Raw genomic sequence first — 25965 nt, 5'->3', positions numbered from 1 at the left:
CCGTTTTCGCGGCGCCTTTTTCATGAGCGGGATCGGCAAAATCAATCGCTGATGACGAGCAAGTCGGCGGCCATGAAGCGCAGCGTCACGGTTTCGCCGGCCTGTGGCGGGGTAACACCGGGGCTGTTGAACATGTCGAAGGAGATGACATTGCCGCCGACATTCATGCGGGTGCGGATGACTGAACCCAGGAAGTGAGCCGAGACGACCTGGCCGGTGAGCGCGGTATCGCTTCTGGCGGTGTCGGAGAGCGAGCCCGCTTCCGGGCGCAGCGCCAGCGAGATCGTGTCGCCGGCTTTGTGGGCTGCGACCGACTGCTTCAGCGTGATCTTCTGATCGCCGATCTGGATGAGATTGGCGTCGGGATCGACGACCTTAGCCTCGATCAGGTTCAGCGTGCCGACGAAGGAGGCGACGAAGCGCGTGGCCGGCTTGTTGTAAATCTCGAAGGGCGAACCGATCTGGTCTGCCTTGCCGGCATTCATGACGACGATGCGATCGGAGATCGACAGCGCCTCTTCCTGGTCATGGGTAACGAAAACAGTTGTGATGCCGAGTTGCTGCTGGATCTGGCGGATTTCCTCGCGCAGCGACACGCGGATCTTGGCGTCGAGGGCCGACAGCGGCTCGTCGAGCAGCAGCACCTGCGGCTTGACGGCGAGCGCGCGGGCGAGTGCGACGCGCTGCTGCTGGCCGCCCGACAGCTGGTAGGGGTAGCGGTCGGCGAGATGATCGAGCTTGATTAGGCCGAGCATTTCCTTGACGCGGGCGTCGATCTCTGGCTTGGGGGCGCCGGCAACCTTGAGGCCGAATGCGACGTTGTCGCGCACGGACATGTTGGGGAACAGGGCATAGGCCTGAAAGACCATGCCGATATTGCGCTGGTTCGGCTTCAGCGCACTCTGGTCCCTGCCGTTGATAGTCAGCGTGCCGCCGGTCGGCGTTTCGAAGCCAGCGATCATGCGTAGGACGGTCGTCTTGCCGCAGCCCGACGGCCCGAGGAAGGAGATGAATTCGCCCTTCTCGATGTTCATGTTGAAATTCTTGACGACCTGAACCGGGCCGAAGGACTTCTGGATGTTGTTCAATGTGAGAAAAGACATGAGCCGGTTACCTTAAGCCTTTGCCGGGCGGGCTTTGCCGAAGCGAGAGACGAGATTGAGCAGGCCCATGCTGAGCCAGGTGATCGAGAAGGCGATAACGGCGAGTGCCGAAGGCTCGTAGGCCTTGTTGGCGCCGACAAGCTGCAGGTAGGGGCCGAAGGCCGGACGGTTGAGCAGGGCAGCGAAGGTGAATTCGCCCATAACGATCGCCAGCGTGATGAAGGCGCCCGAGAGCACGCCGCTCATGACGTTAGGGAAAATGCATCTGAACATGATCGTCGTCCAGCGAGCGCCGAGGCTTTCGGCCGCCTCCGTCAGGGTGCGGACGTCGATGGCGCGCATGGCGGTATCGACGGCGCGGTACATGTAGGGCAGCGACAGCGTGATATAGGAGAAGACCAGCAGGGCGTTCGTCCCGGTCGTCGAACCCGTCAACGGCAGATAGGACGACGAATTGTACATTCTGAGGTAACCGAAGACAATGACAATCGCCGGGATGACGAGCGGCAGCAGCGTGATGAATTCGACGACGGGGCGCATCTGCGGCAGGCGCAGCCGCACCCAGTAAGCGGTGGGGACGACGAGCAGCATGCCGAAGACGATGGTCAGAAGCGCCATCAGCATGGAGTAGCCGAAGGTCTCGCGGAACTGGGCATCGGAAAAGACCGACTGGTAAGCGTCGAAGCTATATTCGCCGCGACGCATGCGCATCGAAAACTCGATGGTGCCGATCAGCGGAATGACGAAATAGGATGAGCCCAGAATAATGGCGATCCAGGCGCCGAGGCGTTGAGCTTTCATTTCTGCCACCGTTCGGCGCGCATGCGCAGCATGAGGTAAAGGACATTGGAGACGCCTGTTATGACGATCATACCGAGCGCGATAGCGTAACCGAGATTGGCATTGTGCAGAACGTCGCCGCGGATCTGCGCATAAAGCAGGATCGGCACGATGTTGAGCGAGCTGCCGGTCAGCGCGAAGGCGGTGGCGATGGCGCCGAAGGCGTTGGCAAAGAGCAGCAGCGTCGTGCCGAGCAGGCTCGGCCAGAGGATCGGCAGTGCGACCATCGTCCAGTACTGGCGGTTGGTGGCGCCGAGAATCTCAGAGGCCTCGCGCCATTCCTTCTTCATGCCGTCAAGAGCCGGCGTCAGGATCAGCACCATCAGCGGGATCTGGAAATACATGTAGGTGATGGTGAGGCCGAAGAAGGACAGCAGGTTGAAGCCGGTGCTGTAAAGGTTGAAATCGAACCATTCGCGCAGGAAAACTGTCACAAGGCCGGTGCGGCCAAGCGTTGCGAGGAATGCGAAGGCGAGCGGCACGCCGGCAAAATTCGAGGCGACGCCGGAGAAGGTCAGAAGCGTCGAGCGGACGGAGGCGGGCAGGCCACCGAGAACGACGGCCCAGGCGAGGAAGAATCCGATCAACGCGCCGCCGAGAGCCGACGCCACTGAGACACGGATACTGATCCAGTAGGCGCTGATGATCGAGGGGGTAAAGAGATCGCCGATGTTCTTCAGCGTGAGGTCGCCCTCGGGCGTCAGGAACGCGCCCGCCACCAGATAGAGCGTGGGGATGATCAGGAACAGCAGCGAGAAGATAATGAAGGGTGCAATGCCCAGCCAGTCGATCACGCGGTCTCTGTTGATCAAGGGGGCGCTGCTCACCATAGGCGTAGAAACCGTGCTCATGAAAAGCTCATCCTGGGGCATCGGGGTGAGAAAGACCTCCCCGCCCTGAGGCGGGGAGGCAGGATCGAATATTACTTGACGCTGGCGCCGACGACGGAATCCCAGTTCTTGGTGATGGTTTCCTTGCCGGCGGCCTGCTCTTCGAGCGTCGGGAAGACAGCCTTTTCATAGGCTGCTGCCGGCGGGAGCTTGTCGAGCAGTTCCTTCGGGATCTTGTTGTTCTTAGCAAGATCGTTGAAGCGGATCGGGTGGCAATAGCCCTTCAGCCAGCCGAGCTGACCTTCGTCGGAATAGAGATATTCCATCCAGAGTTTGGCAGCGTTCGGGTGCGGAGCGAAGGCAGAAATCGCCTGGACGTAAACGCCGGCGACGACGCCCGTCTTCGGAACGACGACTTCGAACGGCGGGTTGCCCTTCAGGCTTTCACCCCAGGACATTGCGTTGTAGTCCCAGGCGACGATGATCGGCGTTGAGCCCTGAGCGAACGGAGCCGCCTTGCCGACGACAGGTACGAAATTGCCGGCCTTGTTGAGTTCGGCAAAGAATTTCAGGCCTTCTTCGCCTGCCTTGGCCGCGTCACCGCCGGATGCGGAAAGGCCAGCGGCATAAACGCCCTGGACAGCCTGGTTGGCCGTGCGCGGATCGCCTGCGAGAGCGACGGTGTTTGCGTAGTCGCTCTTCTTCAGGTCGGCCCAGTCGACCGGCGATTCCTTGACGAGATCCTTGTTCACGAGGAACGAGAGAACGCCGTAATAGTCGCCATACCAGTAGCCTTCGGGATCCTTGGCCGTATCCGGGATCGAGTCCCAGGTGGAAACCTTGTAAGGCTGGATCAGGCCGTCCTTCTTGGCGGACGGACCGAAGGAGAGGCCAACGTCGATGACGTCGGGCGCCTGCGGGCCGGTATTGCCCTTGTTGGCCTTGATGGCTTCGACTTCGTCGCCCGAACCCGCATCCGGGTTCAGTTCGTTGACCTCGAGACCATATTTAGCCTTGAAGCCGGCAATGACGTCGCCATAGCCGCACCAGTCGTGCGGGAGAGCGATTGTGGTCAGCGTGCCTTCCTTCTTGGCGGCAGCGATAAGTTCTGCGCTCGGTTCAGCTGCGGCAATCGCGGTCGAAGCCACGACGATCGCAGTAGAAAGCGACAGGAGTCGAGAAATGTTAGAGATCACTGTTGTTCTCCTTCGGGTTTTCAGTGTCTGGCGATGCTGTTAATGAGCTTACATGAAGCTTGTGTGACGGCTGGATGACGTTAATTTTGCCGGAATAGCAGGCGCTTGTGACAGATGTTTCATTTGCGACGGCGTCGCTCACTTTCGCCAAATCCGTCATCGTTTTTCTCCCTCTTGGTCTTGTCCTCCTAACCCGGTTTACGGAAGAGCTTGGTCTGCTCGAACAGACCCTCCAACGTCTTCATCCGTTCCTTCGTCTCGTCCCAGGTCGAATTCTGGACGGCCTCGATGAGCGCCTCGACAATAAAGAGGGTGACGACGGAGGAATCCCAGGCTGAGGGCGCTTCGATCCGGACGCGGAAGGCGTGGCGGGCGAGTTTGGCGGCCGGTGAGCCCCATTGGTCGGTGAAGACGACAATTTCGGCGCCACGCTTGCGGGCGGCGGTGGCAAGGCTGACCATTTCCTGCTCATAGCGGCGGATGTCGAAGATGATCAGGATGTCGCCCGAGTTCATGTTGAGGACATATTGCGGCCAACTGCTGGAATTGGATGACAGCAGCGTCGTCGCCGGCCGGATGACCTGCATATGGGTGAAGAAATATTCGGCAAGGGCGCCGGTGATGCGGCCGCCGACGAAATAGAGGCCGCGCTTGCGATCGGAGAGCAGCGAGGCGACGCTGTCGAAGGTCGCGGTGTCGAGATCGGTTAGCGTCTGGCGCAGATTGCCCATAATGGCATCGGCGAAACGGTTGAGAATATGGGTGCCCGGGGCGTTCTGGGCCCAGCGGTCATGTTTAGCAATCGGGTTCGATATCGTCGCCTCGACCTCCAGATGCAAATGCGCCTGAAAGTCCGGATAGCCCTTGAAGCCGAGCTTCTGCACCATGCGCACAACAGTCGGCGTCGAGACGCCGGCATTCTCGGCGATGGTGGTGATGCTGCCGAGGCCGGAAACCGGATAATTGTCGAGAAGGCTCTCGGCGAGTTGCTTTTCAGCGCGCGTCAGCGCCCCGAAATGCGAGTGTATGACGTCCGAAACCGTCTTCGACGCAACTGTCACGTAACATGCTCCCCGGGATGGTCTGGCGCCATTTTCCCAACCGAAGTTAACAACGCTGTCATAATCCATGTCAACTGCTGTCATGAAAAGAAATTTTCAGAGGATGCTTGACACTCGCCGGAACCTGAAGAATTCTTTTCTTATAGGAATTTATTAAGGAGTGGCGCCTTTGGTGCTGGCCCGGCCGAAAATCCTCAGTGAAGCCGACGGCGATTGCGTCGGGATCGAGCGCGCCGGCGGCCGGAGCCCGGTGCTTCTCGTCTGCGAGCACGCTTCGAAGACACTTCCCATCCAGTTCGGCGATCTTGGCCTGCCCGGCGAAGCGCTTTCGAGCCATATTGCCTGGGATCCCGGGGCTCTTTCGGTCGCTCGCAGCATATCGGACGCACTCGATGCGACGCTTGTCTATCAGCGTTTCTCAAGGCTCATCTACGACTGCAACCGGCCGCCGAGCTCGCCCGGCGCCATGCCAGAAACAAGCGAAATCTACGCCATCCCCGGCAACAAGGATTTGACCGCCGAGGAACGGCTTGCGCGCACTGATGCACTCTACGTGCCCTTTCACGACGCCATTCGAGGGCTGATCCGCGATCGCCGGGCGAGGGGACAAGACAGCGTCATCGTGACGATGCACAGCTTCACGCCGATCTATCACGGCCGCGAGCGTGCGGTCGAACTCGGCATATTGCATGATGAGGACAGTCGGCTTGCTGACCGCATGCTCGATGCCGCTGCCGAGGCGCCGCTTTACAGGACAGAACGCAACCAGCCTTACGGGCCTGAGGACGGCGTGACTCACACGCTGATCCTTCACGGGCTTTCGAACGGCCTGCGCAATGTGATGATCGAGGTCCGCAACGACCTCATCGCAGACGATGTCGGCCAAGGGGTCATGGCCGACTATCTAAAGAGGCTGCTCCAGCAAAGCCTGGACGACCGATAAAAAGAAGACCCGAGGGAGCAGTTTAACTGCGGACGTCCGCACGGCGAAAATGCCGCGGGCAATTGGCACTGAATCGGCCCGCAATCCCGCGGCCGATCGTGAACAGGGGGAAGTCATGTCGGACTATACCGAACTCGACAAGAAGCAGGATGTGCACATTCTGCACTCGATGGGCTATGCCCAGGAACTTGAACGGCGAATGAGTTCGTTCTCGAATTTCGCGATCTCATTCTCGATCATCTGCATTCTTTCCGGCGGTATCAATTCGCTCGGTCAGGCGACAGCGGGCGCCGGCGGAGCGGCGATCGGTCTTGGCTGGCCGCTCGGCTGCCTGATATCGTTCATTTTCGCGCTCGGCCTCGCGCAGATCGGTTCCGCCTATCCGACAGCCGGCGGGCTTTATCACTGGGGTTCAATTCTCGGCAACCGCTTCACCGGCTGGCTGTCGGCGTGGCTCAACCTGCTCGGCCTCGTGACGGTGCTCGGCGCCATCAACGTCGGCACGTTCTACTTTTTCTTCGGCGCCTTCGGGCCTCAATTCGGGATCGAGGACACGCTGCTTCATCGCGTTGTCTTTGTGGCGATCATCACAGGTCTGCAGGCCGGCATCAATCATTTCGGCATCGGCCTGACAGCTAAGCTGACCGATTTTTCGGGATATCTGATCTTTGCCACGGCGATTCTGCTGACGATCGTCTGCCTGGTTGCTGCTCCGAGCTGGGATCTTGCGCGGCTCTTCACGTTCGCCAACTATACCGGTACCGAAGGCGCATCGCTGGTCTGGCCCGGCACCGTCTCGACCGGGATGGCATTTCTGCTCGGCCTGCTGCTGCCGATCTATACCATCACCGGCTACGACGCCTCTGCGCATACATCAGAAGAGACCGTAAAGGCGGCCGTGTCGGTGCCGCGCGGCATGGTGTCCTCGGTCATCTGGTCTGCACTTTTCGGCTACCTCATGCTGTGCGCCTTCGTCCTGATGATCCCGAACATGGATGACGCGGCGAAGCAGGGCTGGAACGTGTTCTTCTGGGCGATGGACGCGCAGGTCAGTTCCTCGGTCAAGAACATCCTTTACTTCTTGATCTTCATCTCGCAGTTTCTGTGCGGGCTTGCGACCGTCACTTCGGTTTCGCGGATGATCTTCGCCTTCTCGCGCGACAAGGGCCTTCCGGCATCCTCTATGCTGTCCAGGGTCAGCCCGAGCTTCCGCACGCCGGTCGCCGCCATCTGGACGGGCTCAATCCTTTCCGTACTCTTCGTCTGGTTCACTTCGGCGATCACAATTGCCGGCACACCGGCCTATTCGATCGTCGTATCGTGCACGGTCATCTTCCTGTTCCTATCCTTCGCCGTGCCTATCGCTCTCGGCCTCGTCTCGATCGGAACAGCGAAATGGCCGACCATGGGCCCATGGAACATGGGAATCGGGCTGTATAAGGTGGTGGCCGTTCTGGTCATCCTGTCGATGGCGCTGATCTTCTACATCGGCATTCAGCCGCCGAACGACTGGGCGCTGGAAATCACCGTCGGCTTTCTGGTGGTGACCGCCGTCGTCTGGTTCGCCTTCGAGAACCGCCGCTTCAAAGGTCCGCCGATCGGCGACGCCATTGCTAGGCGTCAGGCTGAAATCGCGGCCGCGGAGGCGGCTGTCGGCGAAGCCTGAGCACCGAGACTTCCCTCTCGAAGGTGGGGCCGCTCCTGCGGCCCCACTCACCGGCTCAACGAAAAGGCATCAGGCCCACCATTCGGCCGAGGCGCATGCGCTTTCGTTGCCCCGATTTCTCAATTCCAATTTCAGGCGGATCAATCATGAGCAGCAGCTACACAATCGACGATCTCAGGAAGGATGTTGCCGAAGGCCGCATCGATACGGTTCTGGCCTGCCAGGTGGACATGCAGGGCCGGCTGATGGGTAAGCGCTTCCAAGCCGAATATTTTGTCGAGAGCGCCTGGAAGGAGACGCACAGCTGCAACTATCTGATCGCCACCGATATGGAGATGGAAACGGTCTCCGGCTACAAGGCGACGAGCTGGGAAAAGGGCTACGGCGACTATACGATGAAGCCCGATCTCGCGACGCTGCGCCGCATTCCCTGGCTTGAGGGCACGGCGCTGGTGCTCTGCGACGTGCTCGACCATCACACGCATGAGGAGGTCGCCCATTCGCCGCGCGCGATCCTGAAGAAGCAGGTGAAGCGCCTCGAAGACATGGGGATGAAGGCCTATATGGCCTCGGAACTCGAATTCTTCCTGTTCGACCAGAGCTATGAGGCGGCGCATGCGGCGGGCTACCGCAACCTCAAACTCGCTAGCGCCTATAACGAGGATTATCACATCTTTCAGACTACCAAGGAGGAAGAGGTGATGCGGGCGATCCGTACCGGGCTGCAGGGCGCCGGCATCCCGGTCGAAAACTCCAAGGGCGAAGCTTCCGCTGGCCAGGAGGAGATCAACGTTCGCTATGCCGATGCACTCGCCATGGCTGACCGGCATGCGATCATCAAGAATGGTTGCAAGGAGATCGCCTGGTCGAAAGGCAAGGCCATCACCTTCCTCGCCAAGTGGAATTACAATGCCGCCGGCAGTTCCTCGCATATCCACCAGTCGCTCTGGAGCCTGGAGGAAAAGCCGCTGTTCTTCGATCACACTGGTAAATATGGCATGTCGCCGCTGATGCATAATTATGTTGCGGGGCTTCTCGCCCATGCGAGCGAGATCACCTATTTCCTGGCGCCTTACATCAATTCCTACAAGCGCTTCATGGCCGGCACTTTTGCGCCGACCAAGGCGATATGGAGCAAGGACAACCGCACTGCCGGCTATCGCCTGTGCGGCGAGGAAACCAAGGGGATCCGTATCGAATGCCGCGTCGGCGGTTCCGATCTCAATCCCTATCTCGCCTTCGCCGCGCTGCTTGCCGCCGGCATCGACGGGATCGAAAACAAGCTGGAACTTGAAGCGCCGTTTGTCGGCGACGCCTATGGCGGCAAGGATATCCGCGAAATCCCGCGCACCCTGCGCGCGGCCACGACCGCCATGACGGAATCGGCAATGCTGCGCAAAGCGTTTGGCGCTGATGTGATCGACCACTACACCCGCGCTGCCGAATGGGAGCAGGAAGAATATGACCGGCGTATCACCGATTGGGAAGTGGCGCGCGGGTTCGAAAGAGCTTAGTACGGGATTGCGGTTGTTTGCCCCTCACCCTAACCCTCTCCCCGTTTGACGGGGAGAGGGGACGTGCCCCGCGAGAGGTTGGTGGAAAACGGAGAGGTTGCGGCATTTCCCCTTCTCCCCGCAAGCGGGGAGAAGGTGCCGGCAGGCGGATGAGGGGCTCATGCCCTCGACGAAATTTTTTGATAAATACGAGGACGGAAATCGATCATGGCAATGATCCAATGCATTTCACCGGTCGATGGATCGGTTTACGCGGAGCGCCCGGCGCTTTCGCTCGACGTCGCCAAGGAAGTTGTCTTGCGCGCCCGCAAGGCGCAGAAGGCCTGGGCGAAGCGGCCGCTCGAAGAGCGTGTGCAGCTGGTGCTGAAGGGTGTCGCGCGGCTGAACGAGATGTCCGATGTCGTCGTGCCGGAGCTCGCCTGGCAGATGGGCCGGCCGGTGAAGTATGGCGGCGAATATAAGGGCTTCAACGAGCGCTCCAACTATGTCGCCTCGATCGCGGCCGATGCGCTGGCGCCTCTCGTCGTCGAAGAGAGCGATCGTTTCGAGCGCCGTATCGAGCGCGAGCCACATGGCGTCGTCTTCGTCGTTGCGCCCTGGAACTACCCTTATATGACAGCGATCAACACGATCGCCCCGGCGCTGATGGCTGGCAACACGGTAGTGCTGAAACATGCCTCGCAGACGTTGCTCGTCGGTGAGAGGCTGGTGCAGGCCTTTATCGAGGCCGGCGTGCCCGAGGACGTGTTCCAGAATGTCTTCCTCGATCACGAAACGACCTCGGCGCTGATTGCCGCCGGCAGCTTCAATTTCGTCAACTTCACCGGATCGGTCGAAGGCGGGCGTTCGATGGAGCAGGCCGCCGCCGGCACCTTCACCGGCCTTGGCCTTGAACTCGGCGGCAAGGATCCGGGTTACGTCATGGAGGACGCCGATCTCGAGGCGGCCGTCGATACGCTGATGGACGGCGCCACCTACAATTCCGGACAGTGCTGCTGCGGTATCGAACGCATCTATGTGCACGAATCCCTCTACGACGCCTTCGTTGAGAAATCGGTCGCCTGGGTGTCGAACTACAAGCTCGGCAATCCCCTCGATCCCGAGACGTCGCTGGGGCCGATGGCGAACAAGCGTTTCGCCAAGGTGGTGCGTGAGCAGATTGCCGATGCGGTTTCGAAGGGCGCCAAGGCGCTGGTCGACCCGAAGCTTTTCCCACAGGATGACGGCGGCGCCTATCTCGCGCCGCAGGTCCTCGTCGATGTCGACCATTCCATGGCCTTCATGCGCGAGGAGACCTTCGGTCCGGCGGTCGGCATCATGAAGGTGAAGAGCGACGAGGAGGCGCTCGCCTTGATGAACGACAGCCAATACGGGCTGACGGCGTCGCTCTGGACGAGGGATGCCGAGCGAGCAGCACGGCTTGGCCGCGAAATCGAAACCGGCACCGTTTTCATGAATCGCGCGGATTATCTCGATCCGGCGCTTTGCTGGACCGGCGTCAAGGAGACCGGCCGCGGCGGCTCGCTGTCGATCATTGGCTTCCAGAATCTGACCCGTCCGAAATCCTTCCACCTGAAGAAAGTCACAGCATGAGCAGCAGCAACATCACCGCAAACTGGAGCTATCCGACATCGGTCAAGCTCGGCCGGGGCCGCATCAAGGAACTGGCGGACGCTTGCAAGAGCCTCGGCATGAAGAAGCCGCTGCTCGTCACCGACCGCGGCCTCGCCTCGATGGCGATCACCAAGAACGCGCTTGATATCCTCGAAGATGCCGGCCTCGGCCGGGCGATCTTCGCTGACGTCGACCCGAACCCGAACGAGAAGAACCTCGAAGCCGGCGTCGAGGCCTTCAAGGATGGCGGCCATGACGGCGTCGTCGCCTTCGGCGGCGGCTCGGGCCTCGATCTCGGCAAGTGCGTCGCCTTCATGGCCGGCCAAACGCGGCCGGTCTGGGATTTCGAGGATATCGGCGACTGGTGGACACGTGCGAGCCTCGAAGGCATCGCCCCAATCGTCGCGGTGCCGACGACTGCCGGCACCGGCTCGGAAGTGGGGCGCGCCAGCGTCATCACCAATTCCGAAACGCATGTGAAGAAGATCATCTTCCACCCGAAATTCCTGCCCGGCGTCGTCATCTCCGATCCGGAACTGACGGTCGGAATGCCGAAAATCATTACCGCCGGAACCGGCATGGATGCGTTCGCCCATTGCCTGGAGGCCTATTCCTCGCCCTTCTATCACCCGATGTCGGCTGGCATCGCGCTCGAAGGCATGCGGCTCGTCAAGGAATTCCTGCCGCGCGCCTACAGGGAGGGCACGGATCTCGAAGCCCGCGCCAACATGATGGCCGCCGCCGCCATGGGCGCGGTCGCTTTCCAGAAGGGGCTCGGCGCCATCCATGCGCTGTCCCACCCGATCGGGGCTGTCTACAACACGCATCACGGCATGACCAATGCGGTTGTGATGCCGGCTGTGCTGCGCTTCAACCGCGCTGTCATCGAGGAGAAGATCGGCCGGGCGGCCGCCTATCTTGGCATTTCAGGCGGTTTCGACGGCTTCTACGATTATGTGCTGAAGCTGCGTTCCGATCTCGGCGTGCCGGATACGCTGACGGCAATGGGAATCGCGCCTGACCGTATCGACGAATTGTCAGCCATGGCGATCGAAGATCCAAGTGCGGGCGGCAACCCGGTGGCGATGACGCTCGAAAACACCAAGGCCCTTTTCAGGGACTGCTTCTGATAAGATCAGATGGATCAGCAGACCGGCCCGGAAAGCTCTTGCCTTCCGGGCTTTTTCATTTTGGAGGCATCCTGAATTTTAGGGATGTGAAAAATACCGGCTGCAATTTCAGCGCGCGCGTTCGCAATTTGTTAACCATGATTGTAAAGGATGGGTTAACCGCACGATGCTCCGACAGTGCGCATAAGAGCGATGCCGGCTCGCGCCATTTCCTCCGAGGACCGAACATGCCAGTCATTACATTCGCAAATACCAAAGGCGGCGCCGGCAAGACGACCGCTGTTCTCCTGCTCGCGACCGAGCTTGCCCGTCAGGGCTATCGCGTGACCATTCTGGATGCCGATCCGCAGCATTGGATTTCACGCTGGCACGACATATCAGGGCACGTGCCCAATATTTCGGTGATCGATTTCGTGACGACCGCCTCGCTGCCACAGCATATCAGCGAGAACAAGCATAATACCGACTATTTCATCGTCGACCTGCCGGGCGCGCGCAATCCGCTGCTTGCCACCGCCGTCGGCCTTTCCGACCACGTGCTGATCCCGATCCAGGGCTGTGCGATGGATGCGCGCGGCGGCGCGCAGGTGCTCGAACTGCTGCAGTATCTGGACGAGAGAGCGGGCATCAAGATCGGCCATTCGGTGGTGCTGACCCGCGTCAATTCGATGGTGACGACCCGGGCGCTGCAACTCGTCAAGTCGCTGCTCAGCGAGCGGCATGTGCCGGTGCTGGACACGGCGATCATCGAACGTTCGGCCTTCCGCGACATCTTCGACTGTGGCGGCACGCTGCAGACCATGGACCCCACGCGCGTCAGCAATCTCGACAAGGCACGTGAGAACGCCACCTGTTTTGCCGAGGAGATGATGCGCAAGCTGCCGGTCAGACTGACGGCCTCGGCCCGCATGGCGACGGCAGCCTGAATATCCAGCATCAAACAGAAAGGCCGTCGGAGCGATCCGGCAGCCTTATCGTTTGTAACCAGTTTGGCTTTGGCTCAGTCGACAAACTCGACCGTCACGCCCGGCTTGACCATCTTGGCAAGCTCGGTGGCATCCCAGTTGGTCAGGCGAATGCAGCCGTGGCTCTGGGTTCGGCCGATCTTGGAGGGCTCCGGCGTGCCGTGGATGCCGTAGGTCGGCTTGGAAAGCGCCATCCACACAGTGCCGACCGGGCCGTTCGGGCCTGGGGGAATGTTGAGGATCTTGTCGTTGGTGCCCTGCTGAAAGTTGATCTTCGGGTTATAGGTATAACCGGGATTGAACGCGACGCGCTCGACCGTCACCGTGCCGGACGGCGACGGGGTGTCGGTTGAGCCGATCGAAGCCGGATAGGCTGCGATGAGATTGCCGGCGCCGTCATAGGCGAAAACCTGTTTGCGACCCTTGTCGGCGATGATGCGGGCGACTTCCCCGGTTTTCGCTTCGCCGGGATTGACGACCTTGATCACCGTGCCGGGAACGCTGAAATCGGCGCCGGGGTTCATCTCCTTGAGGAAGGCCTCATCCATATGGAAACGCTCGGCCAGCATTTCCGTGGTCGAGGTATAGGCGAGCGACGGCAGCAGCGCCTTATGCGAATAATCTTCCGGGATCTCCGCGACGAAGGGGCCAGCGGCATCGGCCGGCGTGATCGTATAGCTGACGACGGGCAGGCCGCCGTTCATGCGCAGCTCTTCCAGAATGGCATCAGTGTCGTTCGGGTCGAGCTTTGACCCCGTCATCTGGTCGTAAGCATAAATGCCCTTGGTGACGTTCGAGCCCATATGCCCGTCGATGACTCCGGGAGAAATGCCGGCGCGGTCGAGGAAGACCTGCAGCGCGACGATCTCGGGCTTCGACTTGTTCTTCAGCGTGATCACGGGCTCGTCAGGCGCGGCCTTCGGCGCATCGGCGGGCGGGATCTGCTGATCCCGATCGATCGAGGCGTAATCGTCGCCCGATTGCGGATTGCCGATACTGTTGTCGTCCGGATAGGGCTCCTCGCCGAGCGGCAGACGCTCGATCGCTGCGTCGCGCGGGATACCGCCGGTGACGGCGCCGCGCTCGGAATAACGTGTGTCGCCATAGGGGTTGTCGTCGGCATAATAGGGATCGTTGCCACCCTGGTCGGCATAGACCTCGCGCGGGCCGGGCCGGGGCGGATAGTAGCCGCGGGCGCGCATCTCAGTGGCGACGACGTTGCCGTAGGCGTCGATCAGTACACGGTTGCCGCTGCGATCGCGGGCATAGGCAAAGCCGCGGGGGACATAATCGAGGATTTCGCCGTTCGGAGTCACCAGCACGACATCACCCTGCCGACGGTCACGAAACTGCTGCGCGCCGGCCTGCGGTGCTGCAGCCGCAACGGCCGCCAGCACGGCCGCAAGCGAAAATGCCGACTTCAAAAAGCGATTCACGTCTCACACCTCGAACAGTGACTGGGCCGACACACACCCGCGAATTTTGACGCTAGTGTGGAATTTATGAAAGCGTGCTGAACAAAATATGAAAATCCCTAAGATTTCCTTTTACTCATAAACGTTTGCCTCCTTGTCTCCGTTCCGCAAAATCCACGGTTGCGGCAAAAGCGCAAGAGGAGAACGGCGCCGATTGACGAAAGCCAGTGTGAAACCTAACCCTACGGCGGCCGATAAATCCTTGAGGAGACTGCAATGATCGAATTTGCCGCCGCAAACGGGCCGCGCCTGATGCTGGACGAAACATCGGTGCTGGATGTCGGCGGATGCATCGTTGAAGGTGTCGACATCGCGCCGAAGCGGGCGATTCCCGACGATGGCGATCCGCGAATAGATCACTCGCTGGAAGGTTTTCTCTTCACCTGCGGGCCGGACCATATCCGCCATCGCCAGCCGATCGCCGGCAGTGCCGACGGCAAGGTCTATCCGCTGCACGGATCGGCCTCCGGCCACGCCGCCAAGGTCCTGTGGACGAAATATGAGAATGGCAATGCCGAATGCCGGGCCGACATCGACATCACCACGGTCGAGGGACCGCCGCAGCGCGTCGAGCGGCTGTGGCGGATCGACGGGACGACCGGCGAGGTGCGGCTCGAAGACCGGGTTATCAATACCAGCGATCAGGTGGTGCCGACCTTCCTGATGTACCATATGAATGTCGGTGGCAAATGGCTGGATGACGGCACGCGGCTCGAAGGCCGGATGCTGGAAGGTGGCGGCTTTCCCTGGGCGTTCGGCGAGGAGCCGGGCGGCATCTTCTGTGTGCCGGCGACGGCGACGGAGGAGGGCTTGGCCGAAGTCCGTCTCGGTCCGATCGCCGCAATCGGCGGCAGGACGCTCAGCGTGCGCTTCCGAGCCGACACGCTGCCTTATCTGCAGGTCTGGCGAAACCAGAAGGCGCCCGCTCATATTATCGGCATCGAGCCGGTGTCGCATCGCTGGATATCGCGCGATGAGCTTCAGGCGGCAGGTGAATTCAACAAGCTCGCTCCGGGCGAAAGCCGCAGCTATGCGCTGACCTTTGCCTTCCTGTGAGTGAAGTGTTGTTGACGCTTGCGGCCTCCCGTCGTAGACCATCAGCCCACGATCTTTGAGGAGATAAGACGATGGATATTCGCCAGATCGACGATGAATATTCGGTTTCGGGGCAGATCACGCTTGAGGACCTCAACGAGATCAAGGCGCTGGGCTTCAAATCGATCGTCTGCCATCGCCCCGACCATGAAAGCCCTGACCAGACGTCGTTTTCCGTCATCGAGGCGCGTGCCAAAGAGCTCGGACTCGACATCGCTCATGTGCCGGTTGGACCGATGGGCGTGACCGAAGAGGCAGTGCAGGGCATGGTCGACGCGCTCGACGAATTCCCGCGGCCGATGCTCGGCTATTGCCGCTCGGGCGCGCGCTCGACGGCGATCTACCAGAAAACCCACCATATCCGCAGTTGAGCGTCGTAGGTGGCGCTGATTTTCAGGCGCTGCCCCGCAGCGCCGCCACTTCCATTCACTCAGGAGACAATAATGACGATTAAGCGTATCGATATCGGCGCGCGCATGAGCGGCGCCGTCACTCACGGCAACACGGTTTATCTCGCAGGCCAGGTCGGCGAGGGCGAAAGCGTCACCGATCAGTGCAAGTCCGCGCTGGCCGAGGTCGACCGTCTTCTGGCAGCGGCCGGCAGCAACAAGTCGAAGATCTTGCAGACGCTCGTCTATCTCTCCGACATCGCCTATTTCGCTGAGATGAACGCCGCCTGGGAGGCCTGGATCGATCCGGCCAACCCGCCCGCACGCGCCACCAGCGAAGCCAAGCTCGCCGCGCCGAAATACAAGGTCGAGTTCATCGTCACGGCTGCGCTCGACTAAGGTCGCCGCAGTTCCGTCTCGCAAAGCCGGTGGGGCAAACTTACCGGCCTTTTGTTTGCGCGATTTCGGAAAGCGTTCTGGTCGGTGTGATCGCTTCCCGATCGAGTTTCACCTCGATGATCGCCGGCTTGCCGCCGATTCGCGCGCGCTCGAAAGCCGGGGCGAATTCCTCCGTGCTTTCCACCGTCTCGCCATGGCCGCCATAGGCGCGGGCAAGGGCGGCGAAATCTGGGTTGGTTAGATCAGTGCTGCTGACGCGGCCGGGATATTCGCGCTCCTGATGCATGCGGATCGTGCCGTACATGCCATTGTTGACAACGATTGCGATGATGGGCAGGCCGTAGCGGATGGCGGTGGCGAATTCCTGGCCATGCATCAGGAAACAGCCGTCACCGGCAAAGCAGATGACCTCGCGCTCGGGAAAGAGCCGCTTGGCGGCCACCGCCGCCGGCAGGCCGTAGCCCATCGAGCCGGAGGTGGGGGCGGCCTGGGTGTTGAAGCGGCGGAAACGATGGAAGCGGTGCAGCCATGTGGCGTAATTGCCGGCGCCATTGGTGAAGATCGTCTCCGGCCCGGTATTGGCCTCCAGCCATTCCATGAGGGGGCCCATGTGAACGGCGCCCGGTCCCGTTGCCGGCGGCTTCGACCAGGAAAGATAGGCCTGGTGCATGCGCTGTGTGCGCTCCGTCCAGTGCGGCTCGGCCGGGGCTTCGAGATCGGCGAGTGCGGCGACGAAATCGGAAGGAGCGGCGCAGATGGCGAGGTCCGGGCGGTAGACGCGTCCCAGTTCGGAAGGATCGGGATAGACATGCACCAGCGATTGCTGGGGGTAGGGGATATCGATCAGCGTATAGGACGAGGACGGCATTTCCGACATGCGGCCGCCCAGAAGGATCAGCAGGTCGCTTTCCTTTATTTCCTTGGCGAGGACAGGATTGATGCCGATGCCGACATCGCCGGCGTAACAGGGATGGAGATGATCGAAGAGCATCTGCCTGCGGAAGGAGCAACCGACCGGCAATCGGAAACGCTCGGCGAAGCCTGCAAAATCGGCGACAGCATCGGCGTCCCAGCGCGTGCCGCCGAGGATTACCATCGGCCGCTCGGCCTTCAGCAATCTTATATAGAAATCGTCGACCTGGCTGCGGCCGGGATGCGCCTCGACGCTCGTGTAACGCTTGGCGCGGGGCGCTTCGACTTCGTCGCGCAGCATATCTTCCGGCAGCGTCAGCACCACGGGGCCGGGGCGGCCGGAGGTTGCGATCGCAAAGGCCCGGGTGACGAATTCGGGAATGCGGGCGGCATCGTCGATCTCGCCCACCCATTTGGCGAATTCGGTGAAGGCGCGGCGGAATTCGACCTCCTGGAAGGCCTCGCGCTCGCGGGCTTCGCGTTGCACCTGACCGATGAAGAGGATCATCGGGATCGAGTCCTGTCTTGATATATGCAGGCCGGCTGAAGCATTGGTGGCGCCGGGGCCGCGGGTCACCATGCAGATGCCTGGCTCGCCGGTCAGTCTGCCCCAGCAATCCGCCATCATCGCCGCTCCGCCCTCCTGACGGCAGACGAGGACGTCGATGTCGCTATCGCGCAGGGCGTCGAGGACCGCAAGAAAGCTCTCGCCTGGCACGCAGGAGAGGCGCTTGACGCCATTGGCCTTCAGCGCCTCGACGATCAGTTCCCCACCGGTCTTCTTCATGACGATGCCTCCCTCTCGCGCTCGGCGAGCTCCGCCAGAATTTCTTCCCTGTGTTCGTCGAGACGCGGGCTCGGCCTGACGTAATGCAGCGGCGTCTCGGACAGCACCACAGGCGTCCTGACCCCTGGGATGAGCGTGCCTGCGGCATCCGCAAGGTCGATGCGCAGACCGCGGGCGCGCACCTGCGGATCGGCGAACATTTCCTCGATCGTATTGATCGCGCCGGCAGGGACTCCGCTCTCTTCGCAGGCCTTCAAAAGGTCCGCTTTCTGCCATTTCAGCGTCTCGGTCGAAACGAGCCGGCGCAGTTCGGCCCGATTGCCGACCCGGGCCTTGTTGGTGGTGAAACGTTCGTCGCCGGCGACGGTGTCAAGACCGAGGATGTCGCAGAGGCGAGCGAACTGGCCGTCATTGCCGACGGCAAGAATGAGGTAGCCGTCGGCCGCCGGCACGACCTCATAGGGCGAGATATTCGGATGGGCATTGCCGAGCCGGGTTGGTGCAGCGCCGGAGACGAGGTAGTTCATGTTCTGATTGGCGAGGACGGCCGATTGCACATCGAGCAGCGCCATGTCGACCAGCTGGCCTTCGCCTGTTTTCAAAGCATGGATCAGGGCCGCCTCGATGGCCGAGACGGCATAGATGCCGGTGAAGATATCGGCGATCGCCACGCCTGCCTTCATCGGCTGGCCGTCCGGCTCGCCGGTTATCGACATGAAGCCAGACATGCCCTGGACGATGTAATCGTAGCCGGCGAGGCTGGCATAGGGGCCGGTCTGGCCGAAGCCGGTGATCGAGCAATAGACGAGCTTCGGGTTCAGTTTGCGCAGGCTGTCGTAATCGAGCCCGTATTTGACGAGCCCGCCGAGCTTGAAGTTCTCGATCACCACGTCAGCAGTGGATACCAGGCGGCGGACCAGATCCTGGCCTTCCGGGCTTTTCAGATCGACGGCAATGGAGCGTTTGCCGCGATTGGCGGCGTGGTAATAGGCGGCCGAGAGGTTTTCGCCGTCGGCACCTTCGACGAAGGGCGGGCCCCATTGGCGCGTATCGTCGCCGCCGTCGGGATTTTCGACCTTGATGACATCGGCACCGAGATCGGCGAGCATCTGTCCCGCCCAGGGGCCGGCCAGCACGCGGGCGAGCTCGATCACCCGGATGCCGGCAAGAGGCGGTTTTTTCGTCAGGCTCTCGGTCATGGTCCTCCCGGGCAATCTACGGCGCCAGCGTCACCTCAGATGTATCGGATACGGGTTTGGAAGCAAAGCGGCGCTCGCGCCAAAGGATGTAGATCCCGGAGGCGATGATGATCATGATGCCGAGCCATTTGATCGCATCCGGAAAATCGCCGAAAACAAGCCAGGCGAAGATCGTCGCCGAGACGATTTCGAAATATTGCAGCGGCGCCAGCGTCGAAGCCGGTGCGGCGCGATAGGCGTAGACGCCGAAGATGCCCGCTATCGCGGCCATGGCACCGACGCCGGCGACATAGAACCAGGCGCTGCCTGCGGGCATGACGGGATCGAAGATATCGGAGCCGCTGCCATCACCGGCAAAAAGCAGGACGGCGCAGAAGATCAGGCCCCAGATGCCCATTTGAAACTGCATTGCCCAGGGATCTTCCTTGTGCGACAGGACGCGGGTCATCAGCACGAAAATGGCGATGCAGAGCGCGGTGAGGACGGGCAGGAGCGCGACGTAGCCGACTTCGTTGAAACTCGGCTGGATGATCAGCAACGCTCCGAAGAAGCCGACGCCGCAGGCGGTGTAGCGCCGCCAGCCGATCGTCTCCTTCAGAAAAATGCCGCCGAGGATCGTCACGATGATCGGCTCGACGAAGAAGATCGCGATCGCGTCGGCGACCACCATGTATTTCAGCGTGGTGACGAAGGAAATCATCGAGATAGTGATGATCAGGCCGCGGATGGCATGGAACAGGCTCTGGCGCCAGGAGAAATCGGCAAAGCTGCGCCGCCATAACACAATCGGCAGCATACAGAGCGCTTGCACGACGAAGCGGCCGGCGGTGACCTCGGCGGAGGGCACGGTGACGACGGCAAGCTTGGCGAAGATGTCGATGAGCGGCGAGAACATCACCGAAAGGAACATCAGCGCAAGCCCCATCGTCACGTCGGAGGGGGATGAAACGGACCGGGTGGAGGCGCTGCTCATGGTGGGATTCTCGTCATCCGGGGATTTGGGCCGTTCAGCGCTTGCCGACCGCGCCGTCACACCAGTCCGCGAAGGCGGCAATGGCCGCCTCTGCGCGGGTCTCATTCAGCGTTTCGTGCCGCATGTCCTGATATATCTCAGTGCTGATACGGGAGAAACCCTGGCGTTTCAAATGGTTTGACAGCCAGAGCACGGCTTTTCCACGCTCGGTCGCCGGATCTTGCGCGCCGCCGACCAGATGGATCGGCAGGTCGCGCCGCAGCCGGTCGAGATGGACCTTTTGCAGTGCGCGAAAGGTCAGTTCGAAGACATCGAGCCAGAGTGAAACCGAGGCGTCGAAGCCGCAAAGAGGGTCGGCGACATATCTGTCGACTTCGCCGGGCATATGCGACAGCCAGTCGAACTCCGTGCGGCGGTTGGAAATGGACCGGCCCCAGGCGGCGAAAGTGAGTTTCGGCAGGAGGCCGCTCGGCACGTCCGATCCTTTCAGCATGCGTTCGGCGAAAAGGATCGCCTGGGCGGCGCGGCCGGCAAGACCGACGGCGAAATTAGAATTCCAGACGGCGACTGCGTCGAAGTCGGCCGGAGCGGTGACGGCGGCGTTGAGCGCGATGAGACCGCCCATCGAATGGCCGAAGAGGATGACCTTCAGGTCGGGATGGCGCGAGGCCGCGTGAGCGCGCATGGCAACGATGTCGCCGATCACCCGTTCGACGCCATCGCGCTGCGCGAAGCGGCCGATCGGGGCGTCGGGCGCCGTCGTCTCACCATGGCCTCGGTGATCATGGGCATAGACGTGATAGCCGCGCGCCGCCATCGTCTCGGCAAAGCGGCGATACCGTTTCGAGTGCTCCGCCAGGCCATGCGATATCAACAGAATCCCGCAGGCGGGGCCGGTCGCCTCGGCGTGGTGATAGGCCAGCGATGCTCCGGCCACAAAGAGCCATTGCGTTTCGGAATACATTCGGATCCTCCCAGCCGCAGCAGAGCAGATCGCTACCGCATAATTTCTTAAAGCGAAATCGAATTGAGATCATGCTTCAACTCAAAGTGATAGACCGTCCTTGCGTGGCCTTAAAGGGTTTGATGCAATCAATAACAAAATACAGGATTGTTGCGATTCAGGGTTGCTGCTGTTTACGCTTTGTGCTTTTCTGTTCCTGCATTGTTCTTACATGGGGGTTGAAATGAGCAGCATGCAGTTGCGTACCTTGACGTTTGCCGTATCGATGGCCCTTGCTGGCGCCGCCATGGCCCAGGAGGCCGACGGACGCACCCGTTTCATTCTTGCGGCGAGCTGGCAGCCCGCCTTTTGCCAGACGAACCAGAAGAAGGCTGAATGCGCAAGCCAGACCGGGGAACGCCATGACGCCACGAATTTCTCGCTGCACGGCCTCTGGCCGATGCGCCAAGATTATTGCGGCGTGAGCGACGACCAGAAGGCTGCCGACAAGGACGGCAAATGGGATACATTGCCGGCGGTCGCGCTATCGGCCGAGACGCAGGCGTCGCTTGCAAAGGCGATGCCCGGCACGCAGTCCGGCCTCGAGCGGCACGAATGGACAAAGCATGGCACCTGCACGAAAATGAGCGCGGAAGACTATTTCGCCGTCGGCGTCCATCTCGTGGGTGCGCTGAACGCATCGGCTGTGCGCGACCTCTTCGCCGCCAATATCGGCAAGACGGTCAAGTCCGATGCGATCAAGGCGGCTTTCGACAAAAGCTTCGGACCGGGCGCGGGCGAGCGCGTCAAAATGAGCTGCCGGCGAGCCGGCAATGTCAGGGTGATCAGCGAGTTGACGATCGGCCTGTCTGCCGATGCGGGAGCGGCATCGGCAAAAAGCGCGGGCCTTGGCGATCTGATCCAGGGGGCGGGAAAAACCTCGTTCGGCTGTGACGAGGGCGTTGTCGATGCGGCGGGCTTCTGACCGGAATCCGGCGTAAACCGGGTTTCGGCGTTGCCCACAGGCGCTGTTTCGCCTACATAGCGGCACGAAACGAAGTTTCCCGCCCGGAGCAGCGCAGCATGGCACGTCAATTCATCTATCACATGTCCGGCCTCAACAAGGCCTATGGCAACAAGAAGATCCTGGAGAACATCCACCTTTCCTTCTACCCGGATGCCAAGATCGGCATCCTCGGACCGAACGGCGCCGGTAAATCCACTGTGCTGCGCATCATCGCCGGCCAGGACAAGGAGTATACCGGCGAAGCCTGGCTGGCCGAGGGGGCCACGGTCGGCTATCTCGAGCAGGAGCCGAAACTCGACCCCACCAAAACGGTTTTCGAGAACGTCATGGAAGGTGTTGCCGCGAAGACGGCGATCGTCGATCGTTACAACGAATTGATGATGAACTATTCCGACGAGACCGCGGAGGAGGGGGCGAAGCTCCAGGATATCATCGACAGCCAGAACCTCTGGGATCTGGAAAGCCAGGTCGAGATGGCGATGGAAGCCCTGCGCTGCCCGCCGCGCGATGCCGAGGTCACCAGCCTTTCCGGTGGTGAGCGCCGCCGCATCGCACTCTGCCGCCTGCTGCTCTCGCAGCCCGATCTGCTGCTGCTCGACGAGCCGACCAACCATCTGGATGCCGAAACCATCGCCTGGCTCGAAAAGCATCTGCGCGACTATCCCGGCGCCGTGATGATGATTACTCACGACCGCTACTTCCTGGACAACGTCACCGGCTGGATCCTCGAACTCGATCGCGGCCGCGGCATCCCTTACGAAGGCAACTACTCCGCCTATCTGCAGGCCAAGGCCAAGCGCATGTTGCAGGAAAACCGCGAAGAGGCATCACGCCAGAAGGCGATCAGCCGCGAGCAGGAATGGATTGCTTCCAGCCCGAAGGCTCGCCAGGCCAAGTCGAAGGCGCGTATCAAATCCTACGAGCAGTTGGTGGAGGCGGCCGAGAAGCAGCGTCCCGGCGACGCGCAGATCATCATCCCGGTGAGCGAACGGCTCGGCCAGGTAGTCATCGAGTTGGAAGGCATCACCAAAGGCTTCGAGGGCCGCACGCTGATCAACGACCTGTCGATCAAGCTGCCGCCGGGCGGCATCGTCGGCATCATCGGTCCGAACGGCGCCGGCAAGACGACCCTGTTCAAGATGATCACCGGCCAGGAAAAGCCGGATAGCGGCTCGATCCGCATCGGCGAGACCGTGCATCTCGGTTATGTCGACCAGAGCCGCGACGCGCTGGCCGCCGACAAGACGGTCTGGGAGGAAATCTCCGGCGGCGCCGAAATCATCAAGCTCGGCAAGTTCGACATGAACTCGCGTGCCTATTGCGGCGCCTTCAACTTTAAGGGCGGCGACCAGCAGCAGAAGGTCGGCAATCTCTCGGGTGGTCAGCGCAACCGTGTGCACCTCGCCAAGATGCTGAAGGCCGGTGGCAACGTTCTGCTGCTCGACGAACCGACCAACGACCTCGATACGGAAACGCTCGGCGCTCTCGAAAACGCGCTTGAGAATTTCGCCGGCTGCGCCATCATCATCAGCCACGACCGCATGTTCCTCGACCGTCTGGCCACGCATATCCTCGCTTTCGAAGGCGAGGGCCATGTCGAATGGTTCGAAGGCAATTTCGAGGATTACGAGCAGGACAAGATCCGCCGCCTCGGCCCGGATGCGCTCAACCCGGGCAGCCAGGCCCACAAGCGCCTGACACGCTGATCCCTGATTCATTTCTGCTTCCGAAAGCCCCGGTTCGACCGGGGCTTTTTCATGTCAGACCCTGTCGCAATTTGCGCAGGCAATTTCGCGAACAGTGCGAATTGTCGCTTGCCACCGCTTTTTAAATCACATAAAGATATCTTTATATGTTGATTGGGCCAATGATGAGCGAACCTTTGAAGCTGGGACTGGATGGGTTGGTGGACGTCTTGAAGGCGGCTGGCGAGCCGACGCGGCTGCGTCTCCTGGCGCTTCTCGACGCCGGCGACCTGACGGTCACCGATCTTACCGAAATTCTCGGTCAATCTCAGCCCCGCATCTCCCGCCACCTGAAGCTGCTTGGCGAGGCCGAGCTGATAGAGCGCTACCAGGAAGGCGCCTGGGCCTATTTCCGCCTCAAGCAGGACGGCAAGGCGGCAATGCTCGTGCGGGCCTTGCTGAAACATGTCTCCGAAAACGATGCGACTGTGCTTCGTGACGGCGAACGGCTGGCGGCGGTCAAACGCCAACGGGCCGAGCGGGCACAGGCCTATTTCAGCCGCAATGCGGCAGAATGGGACGAGCTTCGCCGCCTGCATGCGGCCGACGAGGAGGTCGACGCCGCCGTCATCCGACTGCTCGGCAACCAGCCGATCGATTCGCTGCTCGATCTCGGCACCGGCACCGGCCGCATCCTCGAACTCCTGGCCGGGCTCTACCGCCGCGCTGTCGGTGTCGATGCCAGCCGCGACATGCTGAGCGTGGCGCGCGCCAACCTCGACAAGTCCCGCATCACCAAGGCGACGGTGCGCCACGCCGATATCCTGAACCTTCCGTTCGAGGGGCAGGATTTCGACCTGGTGACGATTCATCAGGTGCTGCATTTCTTCGACCAGCCGGAGATTGCGATCGCGGAAGCGGCGCGCATGCTGCGGCCGGGCGGACGGCTCGTGGTCATCGACCTCGCGCCGCACACGCTCGAATATCTCCGCGACGAGCATGCGCATGTCCGTCTCGGCTTTTCGCACCAGGCAATGTCCGACTGGTTGCGCAAGGCCGGGCTCGACGTCGAGCAGGTCGTCGATCTTCATCCGGGTCAGCAGAGCGGGCAGGGGCTGACGGTCACCGTCTGGCTCGCGCGTGACCCGAGGCGCCCCATGGCTTCGCAGACGAGCGAAGGCGCCGAACCTACATTTGCCGGGAGAGTATGACATGGCTTTGAAAAACGAAGGACGCGGACGCAACTTCGGGATCTCCTTCGAATTCTTTCCGCCGAAATCGGAAGAAATGGAAGGGCAGCTCTGGGATACCGTTGCTAAGCTGCAGGACTGGGATCCCGATTTCGTGTCGGTGACCTATGGCGCCGGCGGCACCACCAAGGCGCCGACGCTGTCGGCGGTGACGCGCTTCCTGTCGCAGACGCCGCTTGCCACCGCCTCGCACCTGACCTGCGTCGGTGCGACGAAGGAGGAAACGCATCAAATGATCGATACGTTTCGTAAGGTCGGCGTAAAGCATTTCGTGGCGTTGCGCGGTGATGCGCCTGGCGGCGTCGGTGCACCCTATCAGCCGCATCCCGGCGGTTACGCCAATGCCGCGGAACTGGTGGCCGGCCTCAAGTCGGTCGGTGATTTCGAGATTTCGGTCTCCGCCTATCCGGAAAAACACCCGGAAAGCCGTGATACGGCCGCCGATATCGAGATGCTGAAGCGCAAGGCCGATAATGGCGCCGACCGGGCGCTGACGCAGTTCTTCTTCGACAACGACAATTTCGAGCGCTACCTGGAGCGGGTGCGCGCCGCCGGCATCTCGATTCCGATCGTGCCCGGCATCATGCCGATCCAGAACCTGACGCAGCTGAAGCGTTTCGCCGGCGCCTGTGGCGCGGTCATCCCGGCCTTCCTCGATGAGCGTTTCGCGGGCTTCGACGACAAGCCCGAGGATCGGGCAAAGGTCGCGGCCGAAGTTGCTGCCGAGCAGATCGAGGATCTCGTCCGGCGCGGCATCGGTGATTTCCATCTCTATACGATGAACCGCGCGCCGCTGGTTTCTGCGGTGCTCGACAATCTCGGCTACTCCCGCCGGGCGTCAAAGAGCGCGGGCGCCGCCGCTTGATTCTTCCAGACGTTCAAAAGTGAAAAAGCGCATGTCGGGCGGGACATGCGCTTTTTCGTTGGCGGATTGATCAGGGGAGTTTAGGCACTATCAGCATTACCGGC

Annotated in this window: 24 protein-coding genes; 13 read left to right on the top strand and 11 right to left on the bottom strand. The window is 61.2% G+C overall.

Features of this window, described 5'->3' with window-relative positions; translation table 11 throughout:
* Window positions 1-41: 41 nt before the first annotated feature.
* The 6 genes from RHE_RS14790 to RHE_RS14770 form a co-directional block, all read right to left on the bottom strand.
* Window positions 42-1103: an ABC transporter ATP-binding protein gene (locus RHE_RS14790; RefSeq protein ID WP_011426138.1), complete on the bottom strand. Its 1062-nt coding sequence runs from the start codon at window positions 1101-1103 to the stop codon at window positions 42-44.
* Window positions 1104-1115: 12 nt separating this feature from the next.
* Entirely contained in the window at window positions 1116-1904 is a 789-nt protein-coding gene (locus tag RHE_RS14785; RefSeq protein ID WP_011426137.1) for an ABC transporter permease, read from the bottom strand.
* Entirely contained in the window at window positions 1901-2794 is an 894-nt protein-coding gene (locus RHE_RS14780; protein ID WP_011426136.1) for an ABC transporter permease, read from the bottom strand. The genes RHE_RS14785 and RHE_RS14780 overlap by 4 nt, the downstream gene beginning before the upstream one ends.
* Window positions 2795-2865: 71 nt before the next feature.
* Window positions 2866-3969, bottom strand: coding sequence for an ABC transporter substrate-binding protein (locus RHE_RS14775; RefSeq protein ID WP_011426135.1), 1104 nt, complete (start codon window positions 3967-3969; stop codon window positions 2866-2868).
* Window positions 3959-4129 (bottom strand): hypothetical protein, encoded by a 171-nt coding sequence (locus RHE_RS33630; RefSeq protein WP_166486912.1) that lies wholly within the window; start codon window positions 4127-4129, stop codon window positions 3959-3961. Before RHE_RS33630 ends, RHE_RS14775 begins: the two co-directional genes overlap by 11 nt.
* 28 nt (window positions 4130-4157) lie before the next feature.
* Complete coding sequence (locus RHE_RS14770) at window positions 4158-5030, bottom strand: MurR/RpiR family transcriptional regulator (protein ID WP_020921822.1); 873 nt, start codon at window positions 5028-5030, stop codon at window positions 4158-4160.
* Between the two features lie 169 nt (window positions 5031-5199).
* On the opposite strand from RHE_RS14770, the gene RHE_RS14765 reads away from it, so the two are divergent.
* The 6 genes from RHE_RS14765 to RHE_RS14740 all read left to right on the top strand — a co-directional run bounded on the left by RHE_RS14765 (window position 5200) and on the right by RHE_RS14740 (window position 12823).
* Window positions 5200-5973, top strand: a complete 774-nt coding sequence (locus tag RHE_RS14765; RefSeq protein ID WP_042119283.1) for an N-formylglutamate amidohydrolase — start codon at window positions 5200-5202, stop codon at window positions 5971-5973.
* 115 nt (window positions 5974-6088) lie between these two features.
* Window positions 6089-7639, top strand: a complete 1551-nt coding sequence (locus RHE_RS14760; protein ID WP_011426132.1) for an amino acid permease — start codon at window positions 6089-6091, stop codon at window positions 7637-7639.
* A 146-nt stretch (window positions 7640-7785) separates the two neighbouring features.
* Window positions 7786-9153, top strand: a complete 1368-nt coding sequence (locus RHE_RS14755; RefSeq protein WP_011426131.1) for a glutamine synthetase family protein — start codon at window positions 7786-7788, stop codon at window positions 9151-9153.
* 207 nt (window positions 9154-9360) lie between these two features.
* Complete coding sequence (locus RHE_RS14750; RefSeq protein WP_011426130.1) at window positions 9361-10746, top strand: aldehyde dehydrogenase family protein; 1386 nt, start codon at window positions 9361-9363, stop codon at window positions 10744-10746.
* The gene (locus RHE_RS14745; RefSeq protein ID WP_020921820.1) at window positions 10743-11897 is read left to right on the top strand and encodes an iron-containing alcohol dehydrogenase; all 1155 of its coding nucleotides are present in this window, start codon (window positions 10743-10745) and stop codon (window positions 11895-11897) included. The genes RHE_RS14750 and RHE_RS14745 overlap by 4 nt, the downstream gene beginning before the upstream one ends.
* Window positions 11898-12124: 227 nt before the next feature.
* Window positions 12125-12823: a ParA family protein gene (locus tag RHE_RS14740; RefSeq protein WP_020921819.1), complete on the top strand. Its 699-nt coding sequence runs from the start codon at window positions 12125-12127 to the stop codon at window positions 12821-12823.
* Window positions 12824-12897: 74 nt separating this feature from the next.
* Here RHE_RS14740 and RHE_RS14735 read toward each other — a convergent pair whose 3' ends face one another.
* Window positions 12898-14298 carry a L,D-transpeptidase gene (locus RHE_RS14735; RefSeq protein ID WP_011426127.1) on the bottom strand — a complete coding sequence of 467 codons (1401 nt, stop codon included), beginning with the start codon at window positions 14296-14298 and terminating at the stop codon, window positions 12898-12900.
* Between the two features lie 255 nt (window positions 14299-14553).
* Between RHE_RS14735 and RHE_RS14730 the strand changes: the two genes are divergently transcribed.
* From RHE_RS14730 to RHE_RS14720, 3 genes are all read left to right on the top strand, one after another.
* A complete protein-coding gene (locus RHE_RS14730) occupies window positions 14554-15393 on the top strand; it encodes a DUF4432 family protein (RefSeq protein WP_011426126.1) in 840 nt (279 codons plus the stop codon).
* A 71-nt stretch (window positions 15394-15464) separates the two neighbouring features.
* The gene (locus RHE_RS14725; RefSeq protein WP_011426125.1) at window positions 15465-15803 is read left to right on the top strand and encodes a TIGR01244 family sulfur transferase; all 339 of its coding nucleotides are present in this window, start codon (window positions 15465-15467) and stop codon (window positions 15801-15803) included.
* 72 nt (window positions 15804-15875) lie between these two features.
* A complete protein-coding gene (locus RHE_RS14720; protein WP_011426124.1) occupies window positions 15876-16220 on the top strand; it encodes a RidA family protein in 345 nt (114 codons plus the stop codon).
* A 40-nt stretch (window positions 16221-16260) separates the two neighbouring features.
* On the opposite strand, the gene RHE_RS14715 is transcribed toward RHE_RS14720, so the two are convergent.
* Genes RHE_RS14715 through RHE_RS14700 form a run of 4 tightly spaced genes read right to left on the bottom strand, consistent with a single transcriptional unit; the run spans window position 16261 to window position 21055 of the window.
* On the bottom strand, window positions 16261-17919 hold the full coding sequence (locus RHE_RS14715; protein ID WP_011426123.1) for a thiamine pyrophosphate-binding protein: 1659 nt from the start codon (window positions 17917-17919) through the stop codon (window positions 16261-16263).
* Entirely contained in the window at window positions 17916-19118 is a 1203-nt protein-coding gene (locus RHE_RS14710) for a CaiB/BaiF CoA transferase family protein (RefSeq protein ID WP_042118770.1), read from the bottom strand. The genes RHE_RS14715 and RHE_RS14710 overlap by 4 nt, the downstream gene beginning before the upstream one ends.
* A 16-nt stretch (window positions 19119-19134) precedes the next feature.
* A complete protein-coding gene (locus RHE_RS14705; RefSeq protein WP_011426121.1) occupies window positions 19135-20091 on the bottom strand; it encodes a DMT family transporter in 957 nt (318 codons plus the stop codon).
* 34 nt (window positions 20092-20125) lie between these two features.
* On the bottom strand, window positions 20126-21055 hold the full coding sequence (locus tag RHE_RS14700) for an alpha/beta fold hydrolase (protein ID WP_011426120.1): 930 nt from the start codon (window positions 21053-21055) through the stop codon (window positions 20126-20128).
* A gap of 223 nt (window positions 21056-21278) precedes the next feature.
* Between RHE_RS14700 and RHE_RS14695 the strand changes: the two genes are divergently transcribed.
* The 4 genes from RHE_RS14695 (at window position 21279) to metF (ending at window position 25861) form a co-directional block, all read left to right on the top strand.
* The gene (locus RHE_RS14695; RefSeq protein ID WP_011426119.1) at window positions 21279-22019 is read left to right on the top strand and encodes a ribonuclease T2 family protein; all 741 of its coding nucleotides are present in this window, start codon (window positions 21279-21281) and stop codon (window positions 22017-22019) included.
* Window positions 22020-22117: 98 nt separating this feature from the next.
* Entirely contained in the window at window positions 22118-23767 is a 1650-nt protein-coding gene (gene ettA, locus RHE_RS14690; RefSeq protein WP_011426118.1) for an energy-dependent translational throttle protein EttA, read from the top strand.
* 164 nt (window positions 23768-23931) lie between these two features.
* Window positions 23932-24957: an ArsR/SmtB family transcription factor gene (locus RHE_RS14685; RefSeq protein WP_042119281.1), complete on the top strand. Its 1026-nt coding sequence runs from the start codon at window positions 23932-23934 to the stop codon at window positions 24955-24957.
* Window position 24958: 1 nt separating this feature from the next.
* A complete protein-coding gene (gene metF, locus RHE_RS14680) occupies window positions 24959-25861 on the top strand; it encodes a methylenetetrahydrofolate reductase [NAD(P)H] (protein WP_011426116.1) in 903 nt (300 codons plus the stop codon).
* Window positions 25862-25965: the final 104 nt, after the last annotated feature.

It is taken from the genome of Rhizobium etli CFN 42, from assembly GCF_000092045.1.
Lineage (GTDB): Bacteria > Pseudomonadota > Alphaproteobacteria > Rhizobiales > Rhizobiaceae > Rhizobium > Rhizobium etli.
Note: the sequence above shows the minus strand (reverse complement) of the source record. Positions and strands in the feature narration are given on the sequence as shown.